The sequence below is a fragment of the Ruminococcus sp. AM31-15AC genome, from assembly GCF_003462045.1.
In the GTDB taxonomy this organism is placed as follows: domain Bacteria; phylum Bacillota; class Clostridia; order Oscillospirales; family Ruminococcaceae; genus Hominimerdicola; species Hominimerdicola aceti.
The window spans coordinates 1-19,498 of the sequence record NZ_QTYG01000022.1 but is presented as its reverse complement, the minus strand read 5'-3'; the positions used below and the strand labels follow the sequence as shown (position 1 = coordinate 19,498).

18 protein-coding genes are annotated in these 19,498 nt (G+C 45.0%); 3 read left to right on the top strand and 15 right to left on the bottom strand.

The window, feature by feature from the left end; all coding sequences use genetic code 11:
- Positions 1–7 precede the first annotated feature (7 nt).
- Both DW793_RS07840 and DW793_RS07835 read left to right on the top strand, forming a co-directional pair.
- Positions 8–1,141, top strand: coding sequence for a DHHW family protein (locus DW793_RS07840; protein WP_118157560.1), 1,134 nt, complete (start codon positions 8–10; stop codon positions 1,139–1,141).
- Positions 1,142–1,238: 97 nt separating this feature from the next.
- Positions 1,239–1,667 carry an acyl-CoA thioesterase gene (locus DW793_RS07835; RefSeq protein ID WP_118157559.1) on the top strand — a complete coding sequence of 143 codons (429 nt, stop codon included), beginning with the start codon at positions 1,239–1,241 and terminating at the stop codon, positions 1,665–1,667.
- A 75-nt stretch (positions 1,668–1,742) separates the two neighbouring features.
- On the opposite strand, the gene DW793_RS07830 is transcribed toward DW793_RS07835, so the two are convergent.
- Positions 1,743–2,174, bottom strand: a complete 432-nt coding sequence (locus tag DW793_RS07830; protein WP_117903958.1) for a DUF1284 domain-containing protein — start codon at positions 2,172–2,174, stop codon at positions 1,743–1,745.
- A complete protein-coding gene (locus tag DW793_RS07825) occupies positions 2,155–2,730 on the bottom strand; it encodes a biotin transporter BioY (protein ID WP_022288072.1) in 576 nt (191 codons plus the stop codon). Before DW793_RS07825 ends, DW793_RS07830 begins: the two co-directional genes overlap by 20 nt.
- Positions 2,731–3,366: 636 nt before the next feature.
- Between DW793_RS07825 and DW793_RS07820 the strand changes: the two genes are divergently transcribed.
- Positions 3,367–4,665 (top strand): O-acetylhomoserine aminocarboxypropyltransferase/cysteine synthase family protein, encoded by a 1,299-nt coding sequence (locus tag DW793_RS07820; RefSeq protein WP_022287991.1) that lies wholly within the window; start codon positions 3,367–3,369, stop codon positions 4,663–4,665.
- A gap of 201 nt (positions 4,666–4,866) precedes the next feature.
- On the opposite strand, the gene rpiB is transcribed toward DW793_RS07820, so the two are convergent.
- From rpiB to rny, 13 genes are all read right to left on the bottom strand, one after another.
- Positions 4,867–5,304: a ribose 5-phosphate isomerase B gene (rpiB, locus tag DW793_RS07815; protein ID WP_022287992.1), complete on the bottom strand. Its 438-nt coding sequence runs from the start codon at positions 5,302–5,304 to the stop codon at positions 4,867–4,869.
- Between the two features lie 12 nt (positions 5,305–5,316).
- Entirely contained in the window at positions 5,317–6,006 is a 690-nt protein-coding gene (gene tsaB, locus DW793_RS07810) for a tRNA (adenosine(37)-N6)-threonylcarbamoyltransferase complex dimerization subunit type 1 TsaB (protein ID WP_118157558.1), read from the bottom strand.
- Complete coding sequence (gene tsaE / locus DW793_RS07805) at positions 5,987–6,442, bottom strand: tRNA (adenosine(37)-N6)-threonylcarbamoyltransferase complex ATPase subunit type 1 TsaE (RefSeq protein ID WP_022287994.1); 456 nt, start codon at positions 6,440–6,442, stop codon at positions 5,987–5,989. Before tsaE ends, tsaB begins: the two co-directional genes overlap by 20 nt.
- Before the next feature lie 4 nt (positions 6,443–6,446).
- Positions 6,447–7,244, bottom strand: a complete 798-nt coding sequence (locus tag DW793_RS07800; protein WP_118157557.1) for a C39 family peptidase — start codon at positions 7,242–7,244, stop codon at positions 6,447–6,449.
- A complete protein-coding gene (locus DW793_RS07795) occupies positions 7,244–8,422 on the bottom strand; it encodes a DUF3810 domain-containing protein (protein ID WP_252969738.1) in 1,179 nt (392 codons plus the stop codon). Before DW793_RS07795 ends, DW793_RS07800 begins: the two co-directional genes overlap by 1 nt.
- 670 nt (positions 8,423–9,092) lie before the next feature.
- On the bottom strand, positions 9,093–10,763 hold the full coding sequence (locus tag DW793_RS07790; protein WP_117927656.1) for a formate--tetrahydrofolate ligase: 1,671 nt from the start codon (positions 10,761–10,763) through the stop codon (positions 9,093–9,095).
- Positions 10,764–10,968: 205 nt separating this feature from the next.
- Entirely contained in the window at positions 10,969–12,429 is a 1,461-nt protein-coding gene (locus DW793_RS07785; RefSeq protein ID WP_118157556.1) for an SPFH domain-containing protein, read from the bottom strand.
- A gap of 96 nt (positions 12,430–12,525) precedes the next feature.
- Entirely contained in the window at positions 12,526–13,203 is a 678-nt protein-coding gene (locus tag DW793_RS07780; RefSeq protein WP_118157555.1) for a hypothetical protein, read from the bottom strand.
- A 17-nt stretch (positions 13,204–13,220) separates the two neighbouring features.
- The gene (locus DW793_RS07775) at positions 13,221–14,321 is read right to left on the bottom strand and encodes a hypothetical protein (protein WP_118157554.1); all 1,101 of its coding nucleotides are present in this window, start codon (positions 14,319–14,321) and stop codon (positions 13,221–13,223) included.
- 15 nt (positions 14,322–14,336) lie between these two features.
- Positions 14,337–14,621, bottom strand: a complete 285-nt coding sequence (locus DW793_RS07770) for a hypothetical protein (protein ID WP_038670690.1) — start codon at positions 14,619–14,621, stop codon at positions 14,337–14,339.
- 198 nt (positions 14,622–14,819) lie between these two features.
- A complete protein-coding gene (locus DW793_RS07765) occupies positions 14,820–15,689 on the bottom strand; it encodes a prohibitin family protein (RefSeq protein ID WP_051706308.1) in 870 nt (289 codons plus the stop codon).
- Positions 15,690–16,097: 408 nt separating this feature from the next.
- Positions 16,098–17,597: an O-antigen ligase family protein gene (locus DW793_RS07760; protein WP_118157553.1), complete on the bottom strand. Its 1,500-nt coding sequence runs from the start codon at positions 17,595–17,597 to the stop codon at positions 16,098–16,100.
- Between the two features lie 174 nt (positions 17,598–17,771).
- Complete coding sequence (gene rny / locus DW793_RS07755) at positions 17,772–19,337, bottom strand: ribonuclease Y (RefSeq protein ID WP_038670686.1); 1,566 nt, start codon at positions 19,335–19,337, stop codon at positions 17,772–17,774.
- Positions 19,338–19,498: the final 161 nt, after the last annotated feature.

Below are 19,498 nucleotides of genomic sequence, written 5' to 3'. Positions count from 1 at the left end.
GGCAGATATGAAAAAACAACTTAAAAACTATATTATAATAGTGTGCTTTCTGCTGTTCATATTCGGATTTGCAGTGGCAAGCTTTATTTCCGAGGACCGTGAGTTCTCCGAAAATGAGAACCGCTATCTCCAGCAAGCCCCTGAGTTTTCGTGGAAAAAGCTTGAAAAAGGCGAGTTCACATCGGATATCGAAAGCTATATGTCCGATCAGATATTCATGAAAGACCAGCTTGTGAGTCTTAAAACAGTCACCGACCGCACGCTTCTGAAAAACTATCAGAACGGCGTATATTTCGGCAAGGACGGCTATTATCTCCAAGACTATCAGGAAAACAGACCTCTTATCGAGAAAAATATAAGCTGTCTTAACGATTTTGCTGACAGCCTCGATAAATCCGTCGACGTAAGCTTTCTTCTTGTGCCGAATGCAGTTTCCGTTATGTCAGACAAGCTCCCTGCGGTCACACAGACCGACGATCAGCTTGAAAGCGAAAAGTATATAAGCTCTATCCTCAGCGACAGGATAAACCTCTGCTTCCCATATGACCAGCTCAAAGACGCTGCAAAGTCCACGCAGGTTTTCTATAAGACCGACCACCACTGGACAGCCGAGGGCGCAAAAGTGGGATTTGACGCACTTATGACAGCCATGAATGAAGATATCCCACAGGTATCCTACAATATAGAAACTGTAAAGGACTTTCATGGCACACTTTATTCAAAAGCCCCAACAGACTTCTCCGCTGCTGACGAAATGCACTTCTACACAAATCCTGACAACAGCGTAAAGGTAAATTATGTTGAAGAAAGCAAACAAACAGACACCCTTTTTGACGATTCATTCAAGACCAAAAAGGATAAATACTCCACATTCATGGGTGGAAACTTCGCCCTCACGGAAATAGAAACAAACGGCGAAAGCGATGAACACGTCCTTATTATAAAGGACAGCTACGCAAACACAGTTATGCCATACTTTGCCGACAAGTATAAGCACATCACAATGATAGATATGCGTTATTACCACATCATGGATAAGACCGTCAGCGAGTATGTAAAAGACAACGGCATAACAAAGGTCATTTTCCTTTATAATATGGACTTTGTGAACACCGATAACAACTTCATATGGCTTGAATAACTCAGCAACAATTAGGGGCGGCCATTGGTCGCCCGCTATTTTTATCACACCCATATATAAAACGTCAACGTCAAACCCACAGAAAGAAGGACATAAAATGACACTTACCCCCTACAAAAGAAAAGCCTTTTATTATGAAACAGACCGCATGGATATAATCCACCATTCAAATTACGTCCGTTGGCTTGAGGAAGCCCGTGTTGACCTTATGGAACAGCTTGGCTGCCCTTTCCACCAAATAGAAGAACGTGGCATAGTTTCTCCTGTCCTCTCTGTTGAAACACACTATAAATATCCCGTCCGTTTCGGAGATGAGTTTGAAGTGCGCTGTAAGCTGTCAAAGTTCAACGGCTGTGCCTATGAGCTTGACTACGAGATCTTTGACCTTACCACTCAGAAAACAGCCTGCCTTGCCCACACCTCCCACTGCTTCACCACCTCCGACCTTAAGCCTGTAAGACTAAAAAAACATTATCCCGATATCTACGAGAAATTCCTATCCGCATATCAGGCAAGTGAAGAATAAGCAAAAAAATGTACAGCTCCCGAGTTTCTTCTCAGGAGCTGTACTTATGTGTAAAAAAATGACAGACGTGACCTGTCACGAAGAAAGCAATCCATCAACGCCCTCACGCCACTTTTCAAAGCTGCACAAACCAAGCTTTGCCCAGCGGCATTCCGAGCATAGTATATCAAATGCCTTTTTATCCATTTTGCTTCTCAGCCTTGTCAGCGCACTGCGATAATTCTCCACTGAGTGACATTTTATCTCAGAAAGTCTGCAAACCTCGCTGTCTTTCTGTGCCACCGTTCCGCCACAGCCGTCAAGCAAACAACCGTCCTCCGTCCTGTTTGGGCAGTGCTGACATATCATATCTCCGCTGCACACAAACCGCACCGCAGTGTCCTCGCTCTCCAATCTGTCTTTCACAGACTGCATATTCACCGAAAAACCGTCACTGTAGCCTTTTCCCTGAAAAAGCGGCAGGCACAGCAGATGATGAAATCTAAGCTCAGGCTCTCTTGTAAGCATAGCAACCTGTCTTTGCAAGTCTGCTTACAAGCTCGATGCTGATAAGGTAAGCAGCAACAACAGAGATAACGTCCTTTACAAGATAAGGAACAGAAACAAGAAGGATAGACTTGCCAATAGAGATATTAGCAACGATAGCGTACTGGATAGCACCGAGCAGGTGGTCGCAAGCAAGACCTGCGATACCAAGCACGATAGCGATGACCTTACCGCTTATCTTGTCAGAGCAGAACTTTGCGCCAAGACCGCAAAGAAGAGCCATAACGATAAATCCGTAAATGAATCCGCCTGTATATCCTACGATAACGGAAAAACCGCCTGACCAGCCTGCAAACACAGGCACACCGATAGCGCCCAGCAGACCATAGACCAGAGCAGACACAGCACCGCCCTTCCAGCCGAGAAAATATCCTGCCAGAGCCACAGCAAAAGTCTGGAGCGTAACAGGAACGTGAGTAGGCAGCGGAATAGTTATCTGTGAAAGCACAGCGATTATAGCCGTCATAACTCCGATACCGACTATTTGTTTTGTTTTGTTTTTAGCATTGTTATTCATTGTAAACCTATCCTTTACTTTTTATTTGACAATTAATATTGTATCACATACCGAACCTATTGTCAACCGAAAATATTTATTTTGGTATACAATTATAAAGTGTCGGTAAACGATAGTTTTATACAAATTTAATAACAAACAGTAAAAACACGGCATTGCCCTTCCGAACGGGACACAGAGGGCATCGTCCCCTACAATATTTCGGGCAACTTCCTACCACCGCAAATCGCTACGCTCGGTGCTATCTTTTACTTCATACTTGAGCACAACTCTGTTCAGCTTTGCCAATTCCTCATTCCTCACTCCCCCTTGTGCATTTTGCCCTTAAATCCTACAAAATCGATAGAATTAATATCAATTTTCACAAAAATGCGAAAAATCATCTTAAACCTATTGACATTCCTCTATGGGTGTGGTATAGTATAGATACGCTAAAACATACTAAACGACTAGGATTAATATGAATTTGAAATGAGGCGTTGAAAATGAGTGTAAAAATACTGAAACTGAAAACAGCGTACGATTCACGAATGTGTATGTGCTGTATGTGTTGCTGTTAAAATCAGCATAAAGTTCAGTAACAAAAATTTTTATCGGATTTAAAAAACATCAATTTAATGAAAGAGGTAATTTAAAATGAGCGCAATAAACGAAAGAAATCTTAAATTTGAAACACTTCAGCTCCACGTTGGTCAGGAAACAGCAGACTCTGTAACAGACGCAAGAGCCGTTCCTATTTATCAGACATCATCATACGTTTTCCATAACTCACAGCATGCCGCTGACAGATTCGCTCTTAAGGACGCAGGCAACATCTATGGCAGACTTACAAACCCAACTGAGGACGTTTTTGAAAGACGTATCGCAGCTCTTGAGGGCGGCACAGCAGCTCTTGCAGTTGCATCAGGCGCAGCAGCAGTAACATACGCTATTGAGAACGTAGCCCTTGCAGGCGATCATATCGTAGCTGCAAAGAACATCTATGGCGGCACATATAACCTGCTTGCACACACTCTTGTTGATTACGGCATCACAACAACATTTGTCGATCCGCTTGACCCGGCTAACTTTGAAAAGGCTATCAAGGAGAACACAAAGGCTCTCTATATCGAAACTCTTGGCAACCCTAACTCAGACGTAGTTGATATCGAAGCTATCGCAAATATCGCACACGCACACAATATCCCACTTCTCGTTGACAGCACATTTGCTACTCCATATCTCGTAAGGCCTATCGAGTACGGCGCAGATATCGTTATCCATTCTGCAACAAAGTTTATCGGCGGTCACGGCACAACAATCGGCGGAGTTATCGTTGAAAGCGGCAAGTTTGACTGGAAGAAGTCAGGCAAGTTCCCACAGCTCACAGAACCAAACCCAAGCTACCACGGTGTAAGCTTTGCAGACGCAGCCCCTGGCGCAGCATTTGTAACTCGTATCCGTGCGATCCTTCTCCGTGATACAGGTGCAACACTTTCACCTATCCACGCATTCATCTTCCTGCAGGGTCTTGAAACACTGTCCCTGAGAGTTGAACGTCATGTTGAGAACGCACTTAAGGTAGTTGACTTCCTTAACAAGCACCCAAAGGTAGAAAAGGTAAATCACCCTTCAGTATCAGACGATCCAAGCCAGCAGGCACTTTACAAGAAGTATTTCCCTAACGGCGGTGGTTCTATCTTCACATTCGAGATAAAGGGCGACGCAAAGACAGCTCAGAACTTTATCGACCACCTGAAACTCTTCTCACTACTTGCAAACGTAGCAGACGTTAAGTCACTGGTTATCCACCCAGCATCAACAACACACGCAGAGCTTAACGAAGCAGAGCTTGCAGATCAGGGTATAAAGCCAAACACTATCAGACTTTCTATCGGTACAGAGCATATCGACGATATCATCTACGATCTCAGCGAAGCATTCGACGCTATCTAATAAAAACCTTGCCATTACGGTTTTTACCTAAAAATACAAACCCCAATATAGAAACGGCTGACAGGCGAAAAAGCTTGTCAGCGTTTTTGTACCCATAAAAAAAGCAGGGCAACAACAAGCCGCCCTGCTCCATAAAGCAAAAAGTCAGAAAAAATCCTTCGTCATAAGGCGATACCTTAATTTCTCACTCCTAACTTCTCACTACTTCTCCAACTCAGAGATCTTATCAACTCTCCTCTGATGTCTGCCACCCTCAAACTCCGTTTCAAGGAAAACGTCAACCAGCTCGATAGCCAAGCCTGCACCCAGCACTCTCGCACCAATGCAAAGCACATTTGCGTCATTATGCGCTCTTGTATACTTAGCAGAGAAATAATCCGAACAGCAAGCCGCTCTTATTCCCTTTATCTTGTTTGCGCTCATCGACATTCCAATACCAGTTCCGCATATGAGTATTCCCATTTCGTATTCGCCCGAAGCCACTTTCTCGCAAACTTCCTTTGCCTTGTCAGGATAGTCCACTTTCTCTCCTGCCTGAATACCAAAATCAGTGTATTCCACACCCTTTTCGTCCAGATGTGCCAGTATCTCCGCCTTAAGCTCAGGACCTGCATGGTCGCAGCCGATAGCAATTTTCATATTAATTTCCTCCTATTTATCCCTATGTGCCTTATCCTTTTCCGCCTTTGTAGCTTGCAAATATGATACCTCCAGCCTGTCCGCCGAAACCATTATCTCAGGCTGAGCCTCCACCGCAAGACACAGCGACGATGCCCTCTGCAGCCTGTTCACATAGCTTGCAAGCTGAACATTTTCGTTGTCAGCGAAATATTTCGCCTTTATCTCTGTCGCACAGTCACCCACAAGCATGGTTTTTTCAGAAAATTCTTCCGAAAAAACTTCCTCCTCAGGGCAAACTCTGTCAGCGGATATCCTCGTGACAACGCCATTTTTGCACTCAAACTCGCCTGCGTAAACTATCTTAGGCCTTGCCCTCATAACAGAAATTATCCTGCCCTCAAAATCTATGCAGTTGTAAGCCAGCGAAAGCAGAGTGGAAACTCCTGCGCTTTTTAAACTCTCACAGCCAAAGCACATTCCCTTTACAGCCGCCACGCCTATCCTAAGACCGGTGTATGACCCCGGACCCTTTGCGATAGCCGCACAGTCAAGGTCAGTATAAGTAAGCCCTGTTTCCTCTAGTGCCTGCTTCACCATAGGCAATATCACCTGGGAATGAGTGAGCTTTGTGTATACAGATTTCTCCCAAAGAAGCTTCTCTCCTTCCGTCACCGCCACTGAAGCGACCTTTCCGCTTGTGTCAATAGCTAATATCTTCAAATCTATCATCTCCCTCAGGTGCAGTTATGCTTATCTCCCTGCTGTCCTCGTCAATGCGCTGAATATCTATCCTCAAAGCGTCCTCAGGCAGCTCCTCCGCAATATTCTCCGACCATTCCACCGCAAGCACAGTGTCTTCGTCCATGTAGTCAAAAAAGCCTGTAGTTTCCAGATCGTCCGCCGAATTTATGCGGTACATATCAAAGTGTATAAGGCTGAGCCTGTCCCCACGGTATTCGTTCACCAATGCAAAGGTCGGCGAAGTCACCTCGTCGCCAAGTCCCATGCCAATAGAAATTCCCCTGGTAATAGTAGTCTTTCCTGCACCAAGACCACCGCTGTAAGCGATAAGATCGCCGCCTTTCAGCCGTCTGCCTATCTCCTCACCCAAAGCGATAGTTTCCGCCGCAGATGATGTTTTGTATACCTTTGTCAACCTATCACCTCATTTGACCGTCATCTTCCGTGTAGCCCACAATAAAAAGGCTGTTTTTATTCATAAGCTGATAAATGCTCTCCACCTCTGTCTTGTCCGCCGCTGAATTGTAGCAGTTGTAAACATACAGCCTGCCCTCCTCTTTAACAGCGAAAACCGTGTGGATACCGCTGAAAATATTCAACCCGATATGGTAAGAAACTATCACAGGCTTGCCCTCGTCAACAGCCGCCTGAGCCTCCTCAGCCTTATAAAATCTTTTGTATCCCACTCCCATTGCCTTAAAAAGACCGCTTATTTTTCTAGGATTAGACCCCAGCGACCCATCCGCCGCAATAAGAGCATTTTTCTCAAAATCATAAGCAAGCTTTGCCATGTCAGGCTCAAAGCCCTCGTATGTGAGATAATTATAAGCCGCAATGACCTCACAGCCTACCCCTGCGAACTTGGTTTCGCCAAGTATCAGATCGCACACAGGGGGATTTTCCTGCCCGTATTTCACAAAGCCATCTATCTTTATGCCATTGTTGTGAGCATAATTTTCCGCAGCCCTGCCGCTGTCAGTTTCCTTATAAGTGTCCTCAAAAAGCCGCCACTTCATATCGTCCTCCGAGCTGTCGCCCTTAATACCGCTCTCATTACCGACATGTGAGTTTTCGTCAACTTCCATGCTGTCACTATCCACCACAGAGCTTTCCGCAGTAGTGGTAAAAGCCGAATCATTGAGTCTTTCACTGTCCGCCTTGTTTCCGCATGAACTGAGCATTATCCCGAGAAACAGAATGACCGCAAGAATTTTCATCACAGCTCACCCTTGTCCTTGAAGTAGTTTAGCATAAGATCCACCATTCTGCCATAGGACTGCTTGCCGTCCTCAACGCCGTTGAGCTTCAGAGATTTTTCCATTGCCTTGTCAGATATCTCCCCCACTGCCTCACTGTCGAAAACAGTGTCCTTAGCCTCGTCAACGCTCCGCCAGTAGTCCCAGTTTGCTTCCATATCAGCCCACACCTCGTCGCAGATAGAGCTGTCAAATTCTATCTTCTTATCGTCAGAAGCGTAGTCAAAAATCTTGTTTCTAACCTCGCCAAGCGCCGCCAGATAGCCCGAATAGCGGTAATCAGCATTGTCCGATCTATCGCACGCCATAAAGGCGATAAAGTTCGCCTCGTCCTCCTGAATATAGCCTTTCGTGTGAGCAAGCTCATGGCAGATAGTGTCAGGAAGCTTCGCCTTATACATATCCTGATTGTAGTTAGCCTCCATAGAGAATGGGAAATAGATGCCCATAAGGTCCATTTGGCTCATAAAGAACGAGCATTTTATAGCTTTCGGAGTTACATAAAATCCCCCGAGGTTTTTAAATTCGCTTCCAAGCCCACGCATAGCCTCCTGAGCCGTCTTGTCAAGGTCAGCGGTCAGCACGAATTTTCCCTCGCCGTCACGCTCCACCTCTTTGCTAAGCGCATTTATCTCCGTAACAAGCTTGTTGCCAAGTGCTTCAAGCTCCGTCCTAGTGTGCTGTTCCGAAGGTATGCCGTTAAGTTCCGCAAAGCTTGAACAATGATAAATAACAAAGCAGTTAAAGGTCTGCACCGTCACAACAAAAGTGACTATCCACATATAAACAAGCCCGAAAATTTTCGCAGTTTTCTTTCTCTTGCCTTTTCTGACTATCACAAGCACCAGCATAGCCACCAGCGAAAGCGGAATACCGAAAACTGCTACCGCAATAAGCAGTTCGCCAAAAGAGAACGGCAACAGCGAAGTGAGCCTGCCATATGTATTTCCCCAAATTGGAAAAACGTGTGCCGTATACCAGTCGCAGAACGCCGTACTTTTCCAGGCGACCACGTTCAGCACCACGCTGACTGCCACAAGGCAAACGCAGGCAACGGCCTGCCAAGATAGATGTTTTTTCTTGCCGTTCTCAGGCATTTTCACACTTTCCGCACTCTTTTTCACCGCTGTATCTGTCACTGCCGCTCACCTCGGTTCGTATATTTTCACTTGCTATCAAAACACATTTGCTTGCCCGCCGAAGTAACAAGCCAACGGTAACAACATGGTTAGAATAACCATAAAAACTATCCTATCACATCTGTAGGGGACGACGCCCTCGGCGTCCCGTTATTTCTCGTCCGTTGAATTAACGGAGAATATCACAACAATGTCGCCCGAATAATTCGACATCAAGAATATGACAATCACGGCATTACCCCTCCGAACGGGCTGTCGCATTTCTGAATATCACGCCACTCTGCACACACGGGCGAACGCTGTTCGCCCCTACAATGTTTCAGGATAGTTTGCTCCGCCGCAAAATCGTTACGCTCTTTGCGGAGTTACATTTGCTAAGGGAGAGGGTAGGCGGTGCAGATTTTTCACTCCGATATTACTTTGTGATAAGGCACAACTTTTGCGTGCTTTTTTTCATTAAATCTGCACCTAGTCGGCTTACGCCGAATGAGGCTCTGCCTCATACTCCGCTTAGGGCTTTGCCCTAAGAACCCACAAGCCCTCTAACGCCGGGCTTGAGCCTGCGTTTTAGTGCTCGCTACGCTCGGTTCTGAATGATCGGCTCGGTTCAGCTATGCCAATTCCTCATTCCTCATTCCTTATTTAACCCCCTGCTCCTCACTTAAACGGCTTAGAACAATCCGTAGATATTGCCCTCATTATCGCAATCGATATTATAAGCCGCAGGCTTCTTAGGCAGACCAGGCATTGTCATAATATCGCCCGTATAAGCTACCACAAATCCTGCACCGGCTGAAAGCCTTACATCTCTTACTGTTATCTCATAATTCTCAGGCTTTCCAAGCTTTGTCGGGTCGTCAGACAGTGAATACTGCGTCTTAGCCACGCAAACAGGGATATCCCCGAATCCAAGGTCAGTGATCTCCTTTATAGCCTTTTCAGCCTGCTTTGTATAGATCACGCCGTTTGCACGGTATATCTCTTTCGCAAGTATATCAAGCTTATCCTTGATAGGCAGCTTCTCGTCATAAAGCGGCTTGAACTCAGACGGCTTTGTTTCGATAGTCTTGCAAACCTTCTCCGCAAGGTCGATACCGCCCTCAGAGCCTTTAGCAAATATCTCAGCCAGTGAGAACTCAACACCCATTTCACCGCAAACTCTCTCGATAACAGCAAGCTCAGCCTCAGTATCAGTATGGAATCTATTTATAGCCACCACTACAGGCACACCGAACTTGTGCATATTCTCGATATGAGTTTTCAGGTTTACGATACCCTTTTCGAGAGCCTCAACATTTTCGTTAGTAAGCTCAGTTTTCGGAACACCGCCATTGTATTTCAATGCCCTTACAGTAGCCACCAGAACTACGCAACTTGGTTTAAGACCAGCGTATCTGCACTTGATATCAAAGAATTTCTCAGCGCCAAGGTCTGAGCCGAAACCAGCCTCAGTGATAGTGTAGTCAGCAAGCTTCAAAGCAAGCTTTGTGGCTCTTACTGAGTTACAGCCGTGAGCGATATTAGCGAATGGACCGCCATGGATAAGAGCAGGATTGTTCTCAAGCGTCTGAACAAGGTTAGGTTTCAGAGCGTCTTTCAGCAAAGCAGTCATAGCACCGCAACCGCCTATATCCTTAGCATAAACAGGCTTTCCGTCAGTTGTGTAAGCAACGAGTATCTTCTCAATTCTAGCCTTAAGGTCAGCCAGATCGGAAGCTAGGCAAAGAATAGCCATTATCTCAGAAGCGACAGTTATCTGGAAAGAATCCTCTCTAGGAATACCATTCACCTTTGAGCCAAGACCGATAACAATATCTCTCAGCGCTCTGTCATTCATGTCAAGGCAGCGCTTGAAAAGTATCCTTCTCTGGTCAATGTGAAGCTCGTTTCCCTGCTGCATATGGTTGTCGATAAGGGCGCAGAGCAGGTTGTTAGCCGCAGTTATAGCGTGCATATCTCCTGTGAAGTGCAAATTGATGTCTTCCATAGGAACGACCTGAGCGTATCCACCGCCAGCCGCACCGCCCTTGATACCAAAGACAGGACCAAGCGAAGGCTCTCTCAGAGCGAGCATAGCTTTCTTGCCTATCTTGTTCATAGACTCAGCCAATCCAACGGAAATAGTGGTCTTGCCCTCTCCTGCAGGCGTAGGGTTTATAGCGGTAACAAGAATAAGCTTACCATCTGGATCATTTTTAGTTTTAGCATAAAGCGACTCAGAAAGCTTAGCCTTGTAGTGACCATAAGGCTCATATTCATCTTCTGAGATGCCGAGCTTAGCAGCGACCTCCCCAATTTTGAGCATTTTCGCCTGCTTTGCGATTTCGATATCTGACAGCATTTAGATCAAGTCCTTTCGGAAAAATTTTTAGTATATCGGTAAAGACCCATATAAAATATCATACGCTATATATTATATCACATATCCGTGATAATTTCAATATTTCATATGTAAACAAACTATATAAACCGACACATTTCCGAACATCGCCCCACAAAAAGAGCCGCCCCGCATTCCGCAGGACGGCTCAAAATAACTATAAGAATTATTTCTGAATATCGTTATCGTTAAATGGATCTCCACATTCCGGGCAGAACTTAGGAGGATTTTTCGGATCTTCAGGCTCCCAGCCGCACTTGTCACACTTGTAAAGCGGCTCTGATGCAGGCTTTGGCTTTCCGCACTCAGCGCAGAATTTGCCCTTGTTTACTGCTCCGCATGAGCAGGTCCAGCCTACCGGCTGCTCTGGCTTTGGCGAACCGCAGTTTGCACAGAATTTTCCTGTGTTCTCTGTGCCGCATGAACACTTCCAGCTGTCTGCTGCCGGCTTTGGCTCAGGCTTAGGCTGTCCGCAGTTAGCACAGAATTTTCCTGTGTTTGTTGTTCCGCAAGCACAAGTCCAGCCGTTCTCAGGTGCAGCCTGTGTTGGTGCAGCTGCTGGAGCTGCCTGCTGTGGAGCTGCCTGTGCAGCCTGCTGATTCATCATGTTCTGCTGCATCTGCTGCTGATACATTGTTGCGTCCATTGGCTGACCCATCATGCCGCCTGCCATGCCCATGCCCATAAAGCCTGCCATAACACCGTTTGCGTTGCTTGCCGCTGCCTCTCTTGCCTTGTTGATAGACATTCTGTCCATAGCATAGAGCATTGAAGGATCACTTCCAACAGTTTTTGCCTCCTGGAATTTTGCGATTCTCTGCTTTGACTCTTCGTCCACGTTCAGCTCAATAGAAAGGCTTGTTACCTTAACACCCTTTGTAGCCCACTTTTCTTCAAGCTCTGCATTCATTGCTTCAGCAAGCTCATCAGGATAAAGACCAAGCTGATCGTATGGTATTTTCTGAGCAGATATCCTTGTAAGAGCCTTCTGGAACTTAGGTGTCATGTCAGCCTTAAGCTGGCCGAGAACTGCCACGCCGTCAGGGCTGTCAACAGTAAGTACCTTATTTACGTTCTGAACAACGTTCTCATAGAAGTTCATAGGGTTTACGATCTGAAGTTCATACTGACCATGACCCTGTGCGTTAAGAGTGAGGTTCATTTCGCCGTCTCTGAAAGGTATCTTGCCGAAGCCTATCTTGTTTCCAGGCAGAGGTCTGAGGTTTATGTAGATAAGACGCATGGTGTTCATAGCCTGACCACCTGCTGTAAATCTTCTGCCTATCTCCTTGATAGAAGCGCCAAGGTCGCCCCAGCCGCCGCCAAGAAGTGACGGAGATACAGTTGAATCATACTTATACTGACCTGCTGTTTCCTGTGTACCGATAACAAAATCGTGTACTCTGCCGTTCTCGATAAGCAAAGCCGCCTGATTTACCGCAACGTCAAAGCGTGAACCGTTTGAGATAACGCCCTCTGTGCCGTTGTTCACAGTCTTTCCTCTCTTAACAAGAGTAGCCGGCTGGCAGAGTATCTTAGTTGACATATCCTCACATCTGAAGTACTCTACTACCTGATCGGCAAATGTTGAGCCGACTGCTGATGTAAACATCTTAATAAGTCCCATAGTTAAATTCCTTTCGTTGTCTGTATTATTTCACCCCAAGGGGTTTTAAACTTGTCTATCTCAGCATGGATACCCTGCTGACTTTCCATGTGCGCTCTACAGAGCTGTGTATCTCAGAACCGCAGTAAGGACAAACCGAGCCTGCGGTGTCCACAGGCGCTCCGCAGAACTGACATATAAGGCTGGCGTTTTCGCCTCTATCCCCATTGAAAGATAGTATGAATAATCCGCCTCATAAATGTGCTGTGCCTTTATCCCGTTGAGCTTGTATTCAAGAGATACCTGAAACTTTGCCGTTGCAGCGTCATGATCTCTATGATAAGACGCCACCTGCGACTTGTGGATATGTATATCGTCATAATGCTTTGGCGTAACCGTTGAGGAGTTGTCTTTTGCCATCGTGGCTGCTCTCTGCTTGAACGCTTCGGTACAGTATTCAAGCTGATTCTCGCTTGCTTCTCCGTTTATAACAAGAAAATATTTCATCACAGTGTTTTCCACTATGCTCCTTGCTATATTTTCATCATAGTCAGGAAAATCTCTCTTTATGTTGTTCACCACATTAGGATCAACATAAGTAAACTGCATGGCGTTGTTCTGTCTTTCCTCAGTTGCGTCATTTATGGTCCTTAGCAGGTCGTTGGCACGGCTCAGTTGTCTGCCAATGGCGTTCGATACCGCTTTTTTCACAGAATATATCACCGCTATACCACCGCCTATGGCGACCGCTATAACTATTATTTTTATTATAAGCGCCGTTGATATTTCAGGCATTTAGCTGATACCCCCTACTAGAATATTCCCATTATCTGAAGTATAGCTCCGATAATATATCCGCCCACGCCCCCAAGAAGCGAGTAAGCCACAAGCTTTCCCTTGCTTATAGGCAGGTTTCCGATAAATTTACCTGTCTGACCATTCATTGCAAAGAAATAAGGCTTATCCTGATAGGTTGTATACAAAAGCCATGTTGGAAGCATAGCGTATTTAACGTCCTTTATCTCGGTGTGCTTTTCATATGACTGAACGTTTACGCTGTTGTAGTTACAAGTATTTCTAAGTTCGTCACGAGTCGTGTTCTCGATACGTTCTTTAGCCCTGGGCAGGCACTTATCCTTATCATCATCATATCTCTCTGCAAGATATCCCGAAAGATAACCCGGATTGAACGCTGTCATTTCCGAGTAGTCAAAAGGTTCGATAGAGTCCATAGCGTCATCGTCAGTCTTTGAAGAAGCGTCCACAGGAACAGCTTTGAAATCGAGGGTTCCGTTTCTGTAAACTGAATAATACTTTTTCTCAGTGTATCTGTAGTTTCCGGAAGTCCATGTTCTTGTGTTTATACCCTCCGCAGTAATAGAGCCTTCGCAGTTTCCTGAATAGAGCCAAAACGGGATATAAACGCCCTGCATCTTGTCCACTACCTTGTCGCAGTTGAAATCTTTCGGTGTAAGAGGCTTCTTGCTGAATTTTTGGAAAGCGTCCATTACCTGATTTTTCGGCACTTTGAAAGGTATAACATAGTCAGGGGAGAAATTGTCTATTATCTGCTCTCCCATTATTACCGCATTTCCGCAGTAAACGCAAACTGTTGCTGCAGTTGAGCGGTCAGTGATTATCTCCGCTCCGCAGTGTGAGCAGGTGTATTTTACAAGGTCGCTTCCTACTGTGCCGTCATTTGAAACCTTGTATTCGTCCTTATCGACCTCTTCATGCTTTTCAACGTTATCCTTGTTGAGTTCCTCCGCCTTTTTAGCGTCACCGCCTGCTTCTTCAAGGTCTTTTAAAGTAAACTGTCCGTCGCAGTATTCACATGCCCAGCAGTTTTTGTCAGCGCTCCAGAAAAGCTCCGCTCCGCAGTTGGGGCATTTATAAGAAATATTAACAGCCATTTTCCGTACCCCCTATCAATCGTCTTTTATCTTAGTCTTATCAGTGGTGGTACGCAGATAGGTGTCGTTACGCCCATTGAGTTTAAGATTACTCTTTATGTATTTATCTGCCTTGGTAGCTTTCTGTTTTGTGCGGCTCATTGAAACAAGCACAAAGCCTGTTATAAGTCCTCCCGGTATAGCAAAGCACATATTTGTTCCCACGCTCACACTGCTGTCGGCATATGCCATGACAGGGGTGAAAAACAAATTGCAGGAAATAAGTGCAAAGCCTAATGTGCGGTATAGCTTTTTCAACATTTTTTCTCCTCCCAACTCCATATTTTACATAAAACTAAAATATGTTCACATATATTTATGATAACAGAAAACGCTTTTCATGTCAAGAAATACGTCATACAACGTTCAAAAAAAGTTCTTTTTTGTCCATTTGAACATATTTTTATACCTTTCATTGGTGTTTTTAACGATTGACAGCCGTTCTGTCAGGAATCAGCGTTATTCAGCGGTTTTCTGCTCGTCAAGGTCAAGAGATATCAGAGGGTTTGCGTCATTAGCCACCTTAGGCAGAACGCCGTCCCACTTATCGATGGTCTGATACTTTATAAGCTCGTTTGAAAGAGATTCAGAGATAGTCTTGTTGGCTTCTGCCTGAGCCTCAGCCTTGGTCTTTATGGAAGTTGCCTCAGCGTCTGCGGCAATAACCTTTTTCTTAGCCTCCGCCTCAGCTACAACTATAGCCTGCTCCTGCTCGGTCTTTGTTTTCAAAAGATTCTGCTCTGCTACCTGCTTTGCCTCTATGGCTTCATTAAATTCAGATGAGAAATCAAAATTCACAATGTTGAATTTCTCTATCTCGATACCGTATTCGTCCACCTTTGAAACGAGCTGTGCCTTTATTTCCTCGCCCACCTGCGCTCTGTCAGTGATAAGCTGTTCAGCCGTATATTTTGCACATACCGACTTCATACATTCCTGCACTGTTGGCATAAGGATAACATTCTCGTAATCTGAGCCGATATTCTTGAAAATGCTTGCAGAAGAAGCCGACTTTATTCGGAAGTTCACCGCTATGGTAGAGTTCACAGTCTGCAAGTCCTTTGAAACTGCGTCAGCGTCAGCCTGATAAACTTGTATCTTGTTTGACACTGTTGTTACACGCTGTGCAAAAGGCACTTTCAGATGCAATCCTTCGTTGAGTGCAGTGTCTGACACCTTGCCAAAGGTCGTCACAACTCCCGTACAGCCTGCCGGAACTATGGACACGGAGGATACGACCACTATTATAGCCGCAACTGCCGCCGCACAAATGCCAACGATCTTTCCTGTTTTTCTTGTTGAAATGTCAATGACCTTTTCTTTGCTCATGATTTTTTCCTTTCATATAAAACAAAGTCTTTCGACTTGCCGTCTAACCAAAGGCTTTCTGTCCTTTGGTTTAATATGATTATATCATAAGCCTTACAAATTAGCAAAGTCCGACAAAGTTCGGGGAAGTCATCGGAAGTCAGCAGTGAACAGATTTTTTGATTTAGCTCGCTGTATCTCTTGCGATCTCGCCTATTCTCGCTCGCTCAAAACCGCTCGTTATTTATGGGTGAAAAATTTCACACAGGTCTATAGCCATATTTCAATATATGTAAAAGCTAATATGTTTATATCATCGCCTGCAAAAATGGCATAAAAAAATCGGACTCATTTTACTGCGTCCGAATTTTTTATCAATGTATTGATGAAAGAGCGGGCGACCAAAGGTCGCCCCTACAGATAGGTTTGTTAGCTCTTTTTCTTTGCACTGGATTTTACCGCTGTGAAACTCCACACAAGTCCAGCCGCGATCCAGAAGTATGGTGATGAGGTAACAGAACTTATGTTGAAAAAGGCTTGTATCAAATAGCAAAGCACTGCCGCTGATATTGCACAGCCTGTCCAGCCGTTTTTGTCTTTCATAAAGCCTGCTACGAGCTTGCACATTTTTACTATAGTCATAATAAGGAATACTATTGTAAGTGCGAAAATGATGAGTCCTCTTGACTGCAAAAGGTCGATATACTCATTATAAGAGCGGTCTATTATAGCACCCGACTCGAATATCGTTCCCCAGTTGTCTGGACCGGTTCCCCAGATAAGGTTTTGCTCGGCAGTATACATTCCGTCGTCCCACAGATAAGGATATATCCACTGTTCGGTATCATCGCCTCTGCCTGTGCCTGTGATAGAAAGTCTGTCGAAACTGTCATGGAAGATTATTTTCTCGTCCATAAGTCTGAACTCGTTTGAGGCGAAAAGTCCGGCAAAGATCCCTCCTGCGACTATAAAAGCCACAAGGCAGGCTATAAAAGGCTTCTTATCCTTTGCAAAGCCCGACTTTACAGCGGCAATAATAAGAGATATAACATAAACCGCACCAAGTCCCAAGATAGCAGGGACAACGCAGGCGAGGATATCAGCCGCTGTCATAAGGGCAAGGGAGATAGCATAGAATATCTTTCTTGCCTTTTTATCATCATAGAGCATACCATTAAGTGCAAAGGCAGATATCACTGTAAGCACTGCCGCCAATGCAAAAGGCGTACACAAAAAACCTGTTGCGATATATTCATTTGTGTAGGTCATACCGCCTGATGAGAAGCCCGAGAATATCTCTTTGAAATAGTTTGGAACTATTTTTGCGGTGGCAGGTATAGCCTGCAAAATTCCCACGATAGCTTCAAATGCGCCTATTCCTACGATAAAGTCTGAAAGCTTTATCCTGCGGTCATCAGCCGTAACTGTCATTCCTGCGGCAAAAAGTCCCCAATAGCCAAGTATGGTGAGCATACCCTCGGAACGGTCGAGATAGCCGTAGAAAGATGTGAAGATATCCGCTGAAAGCAAGCAAGATATCACCGACAGAAGCACCACCGCAAGTGGTACGATAAGGCTCTTGTTGTCTTTAAGCTCCACCTGCTTTTTCATGTTGGCAATAAGGAAAATGATAAATCCCACAAAGCCGACCGCAAGCACAGCGGCAGATATAAAGAATATAAATTTTTCGTTCAGATAAAGAGTACGGTTGACGCTTTCGTCCATACCGTATTTGATATTCTGTGTGAAATAATACGGAATTGTGATAACGCACAGAACAAGCACAGCAATAATGCTGTAAACTCCGCACAGCTTTTGTGCAGATTCGGCAGACATATTCAGAATAAAATCCGACTTTTCCGAACTGCCGAAAAGGTGCTTTTTACCTTGATTGGTAGTGACCTCTTTTTTCTCTTTTGCTTTTGACATAAAAAAATCCCCCAAAAAGCATAGATATTTTATTATTTTATGATTGAAAATTAAAAATACATCGCCGCAGGCGATACCTTAATTCCTCATTCCTCACTCCTCATTCCTCATTAAAAACAGAGCGGGAAATAAAAAAGCAGGCAAACCCTAAAGTCTGCCCGCTGTTTACACAATTTACTTTGCGTATTCGATAGCTCTGCTCTCACGGATAAGATTGACCTTGATCTGTCCCGGATAATCCATTTCAGTTTCGATCCTCTTAGCGATTTCACGAGCAACGAGCACCATTTTTTCATCGTTGATCTTCTCAGGCTGTACCATGATACGAACCTCACGGCCTGCCTGTATAGCAAAGGATTTCTCAACGCCCTCGTAGGACGTGCAGATCTCCTCAAGCTTCTGGAGCCTCTTGATATAGTTCTCATAGTTCTCGCTTCTTGCTCCCGGTCTAGCTGCGCTTATTGCGTCTGCCGCCTGAACAAGTGCCGCAACAACAGTTCTTGTTTCAACGTCGCCATGGTGAGCCTCGATAGCATGAATAACTTCAGGACTTTCCTTGTACTTCTTACATACGTCAACACCTATCTGAACGTGCGAGCCTTCTATCTCATAGCTGAGAGCCTTTCCTATATCGTGGAGCAGTCCTGCTCTTCTTGCCAGATTTGCGTCAACGCCAAGCTCTGACGCCATCATTCCTGCAAGGTGAGCGACTTCAATAGAGTGGTTAAGCACGTTCTGTCTATAGCTCGTTCTATAGCGCAGACGGCCAAGAAGCTTAACAAGCTCGTGGTTCACGCCGTGAACATTGGTTTCGAGAATAGCTCTCTCGCCCTCCTGCTTGATCTTCAGCTCGACTTCACGCTTAGCCTTTTCTACCATTTCCTCAATGCGTGTAGGGTGTATACGTCCGTCCTGGATAAGCTTTTCAAGTGCGATCCTTGCGACCTCTCTTCTCACCTGATCAAAGCACGAGATGGTGATAGCCTCAGGGGTATCGTCAATGATAAGATCAACGCCTGTGAGAGTTTCGATAGTTCTGATATTTCTTCCCTCACGTCCGATTATCCTGCCCTTCATCTCATCATTGGGCAATGCAACGACCGAAACTGCCGACTCAGACACCTGATCTGCGGCACACCTTGAGATAGCAAGCGAGATATACTGTCTGGCCTTAGCCTCACAGTCATCCTTCACCTGATTTTCAAAGTTTGTGACCCTCACAGCCTTTTCATGCACCAGATCTTCGTCCAGCTTTGAAAGCAGATAATCCTTAGCCTGATCAACAGTGAACTGAGATATCTTTTCAAGCATATCCAGCTGTGACTTCTTGATCCTGTCAGCCTCAGCTACCTTTTCGTCAGCATTTTTCAGCTTGTTCTGGAGAGTTTCTTCCTTTTTCTCCAAATTATCGAGCTTTCTGTCGATAGACTCCTCTTTCTGCTGAACACGTCTTTCCTGTCTGGAAACTTCGATCCTTCTCTCTTTAAGCTCTTTTTCCGTTTCCTGGCGTGACTTGTGGATCTCGTCTTTCGCCTCGATCAATGCCTCTTTTTTCAGAGTTTCAGCGTTTTTCTTTGCGTCGTCAACAATACGCTCCGCTTCCTTTTCCGCAGAGCCTACAGCAGCTTCGGCTGTCTTTTTGCGATAGCTTATACCCTGTTTGAAGCAGATAAATCCGCTCACACCGGCACCAAGAACAAGAGCAACTACACATAGTAGAATAGCAATACCTGGTTCCATGTATAGCTTTCCTCCTTCTTAGAAAGTATGGATATCCATATTTTGTGCGTAAAAAACGCATGAAAAAAAAGATATCCACCTGATATTAAATTGTAAAGATACAAAATTGCAAAATTTATTTTATAAAAAACATCAGAATAATACAAAAAACTATACTTCAT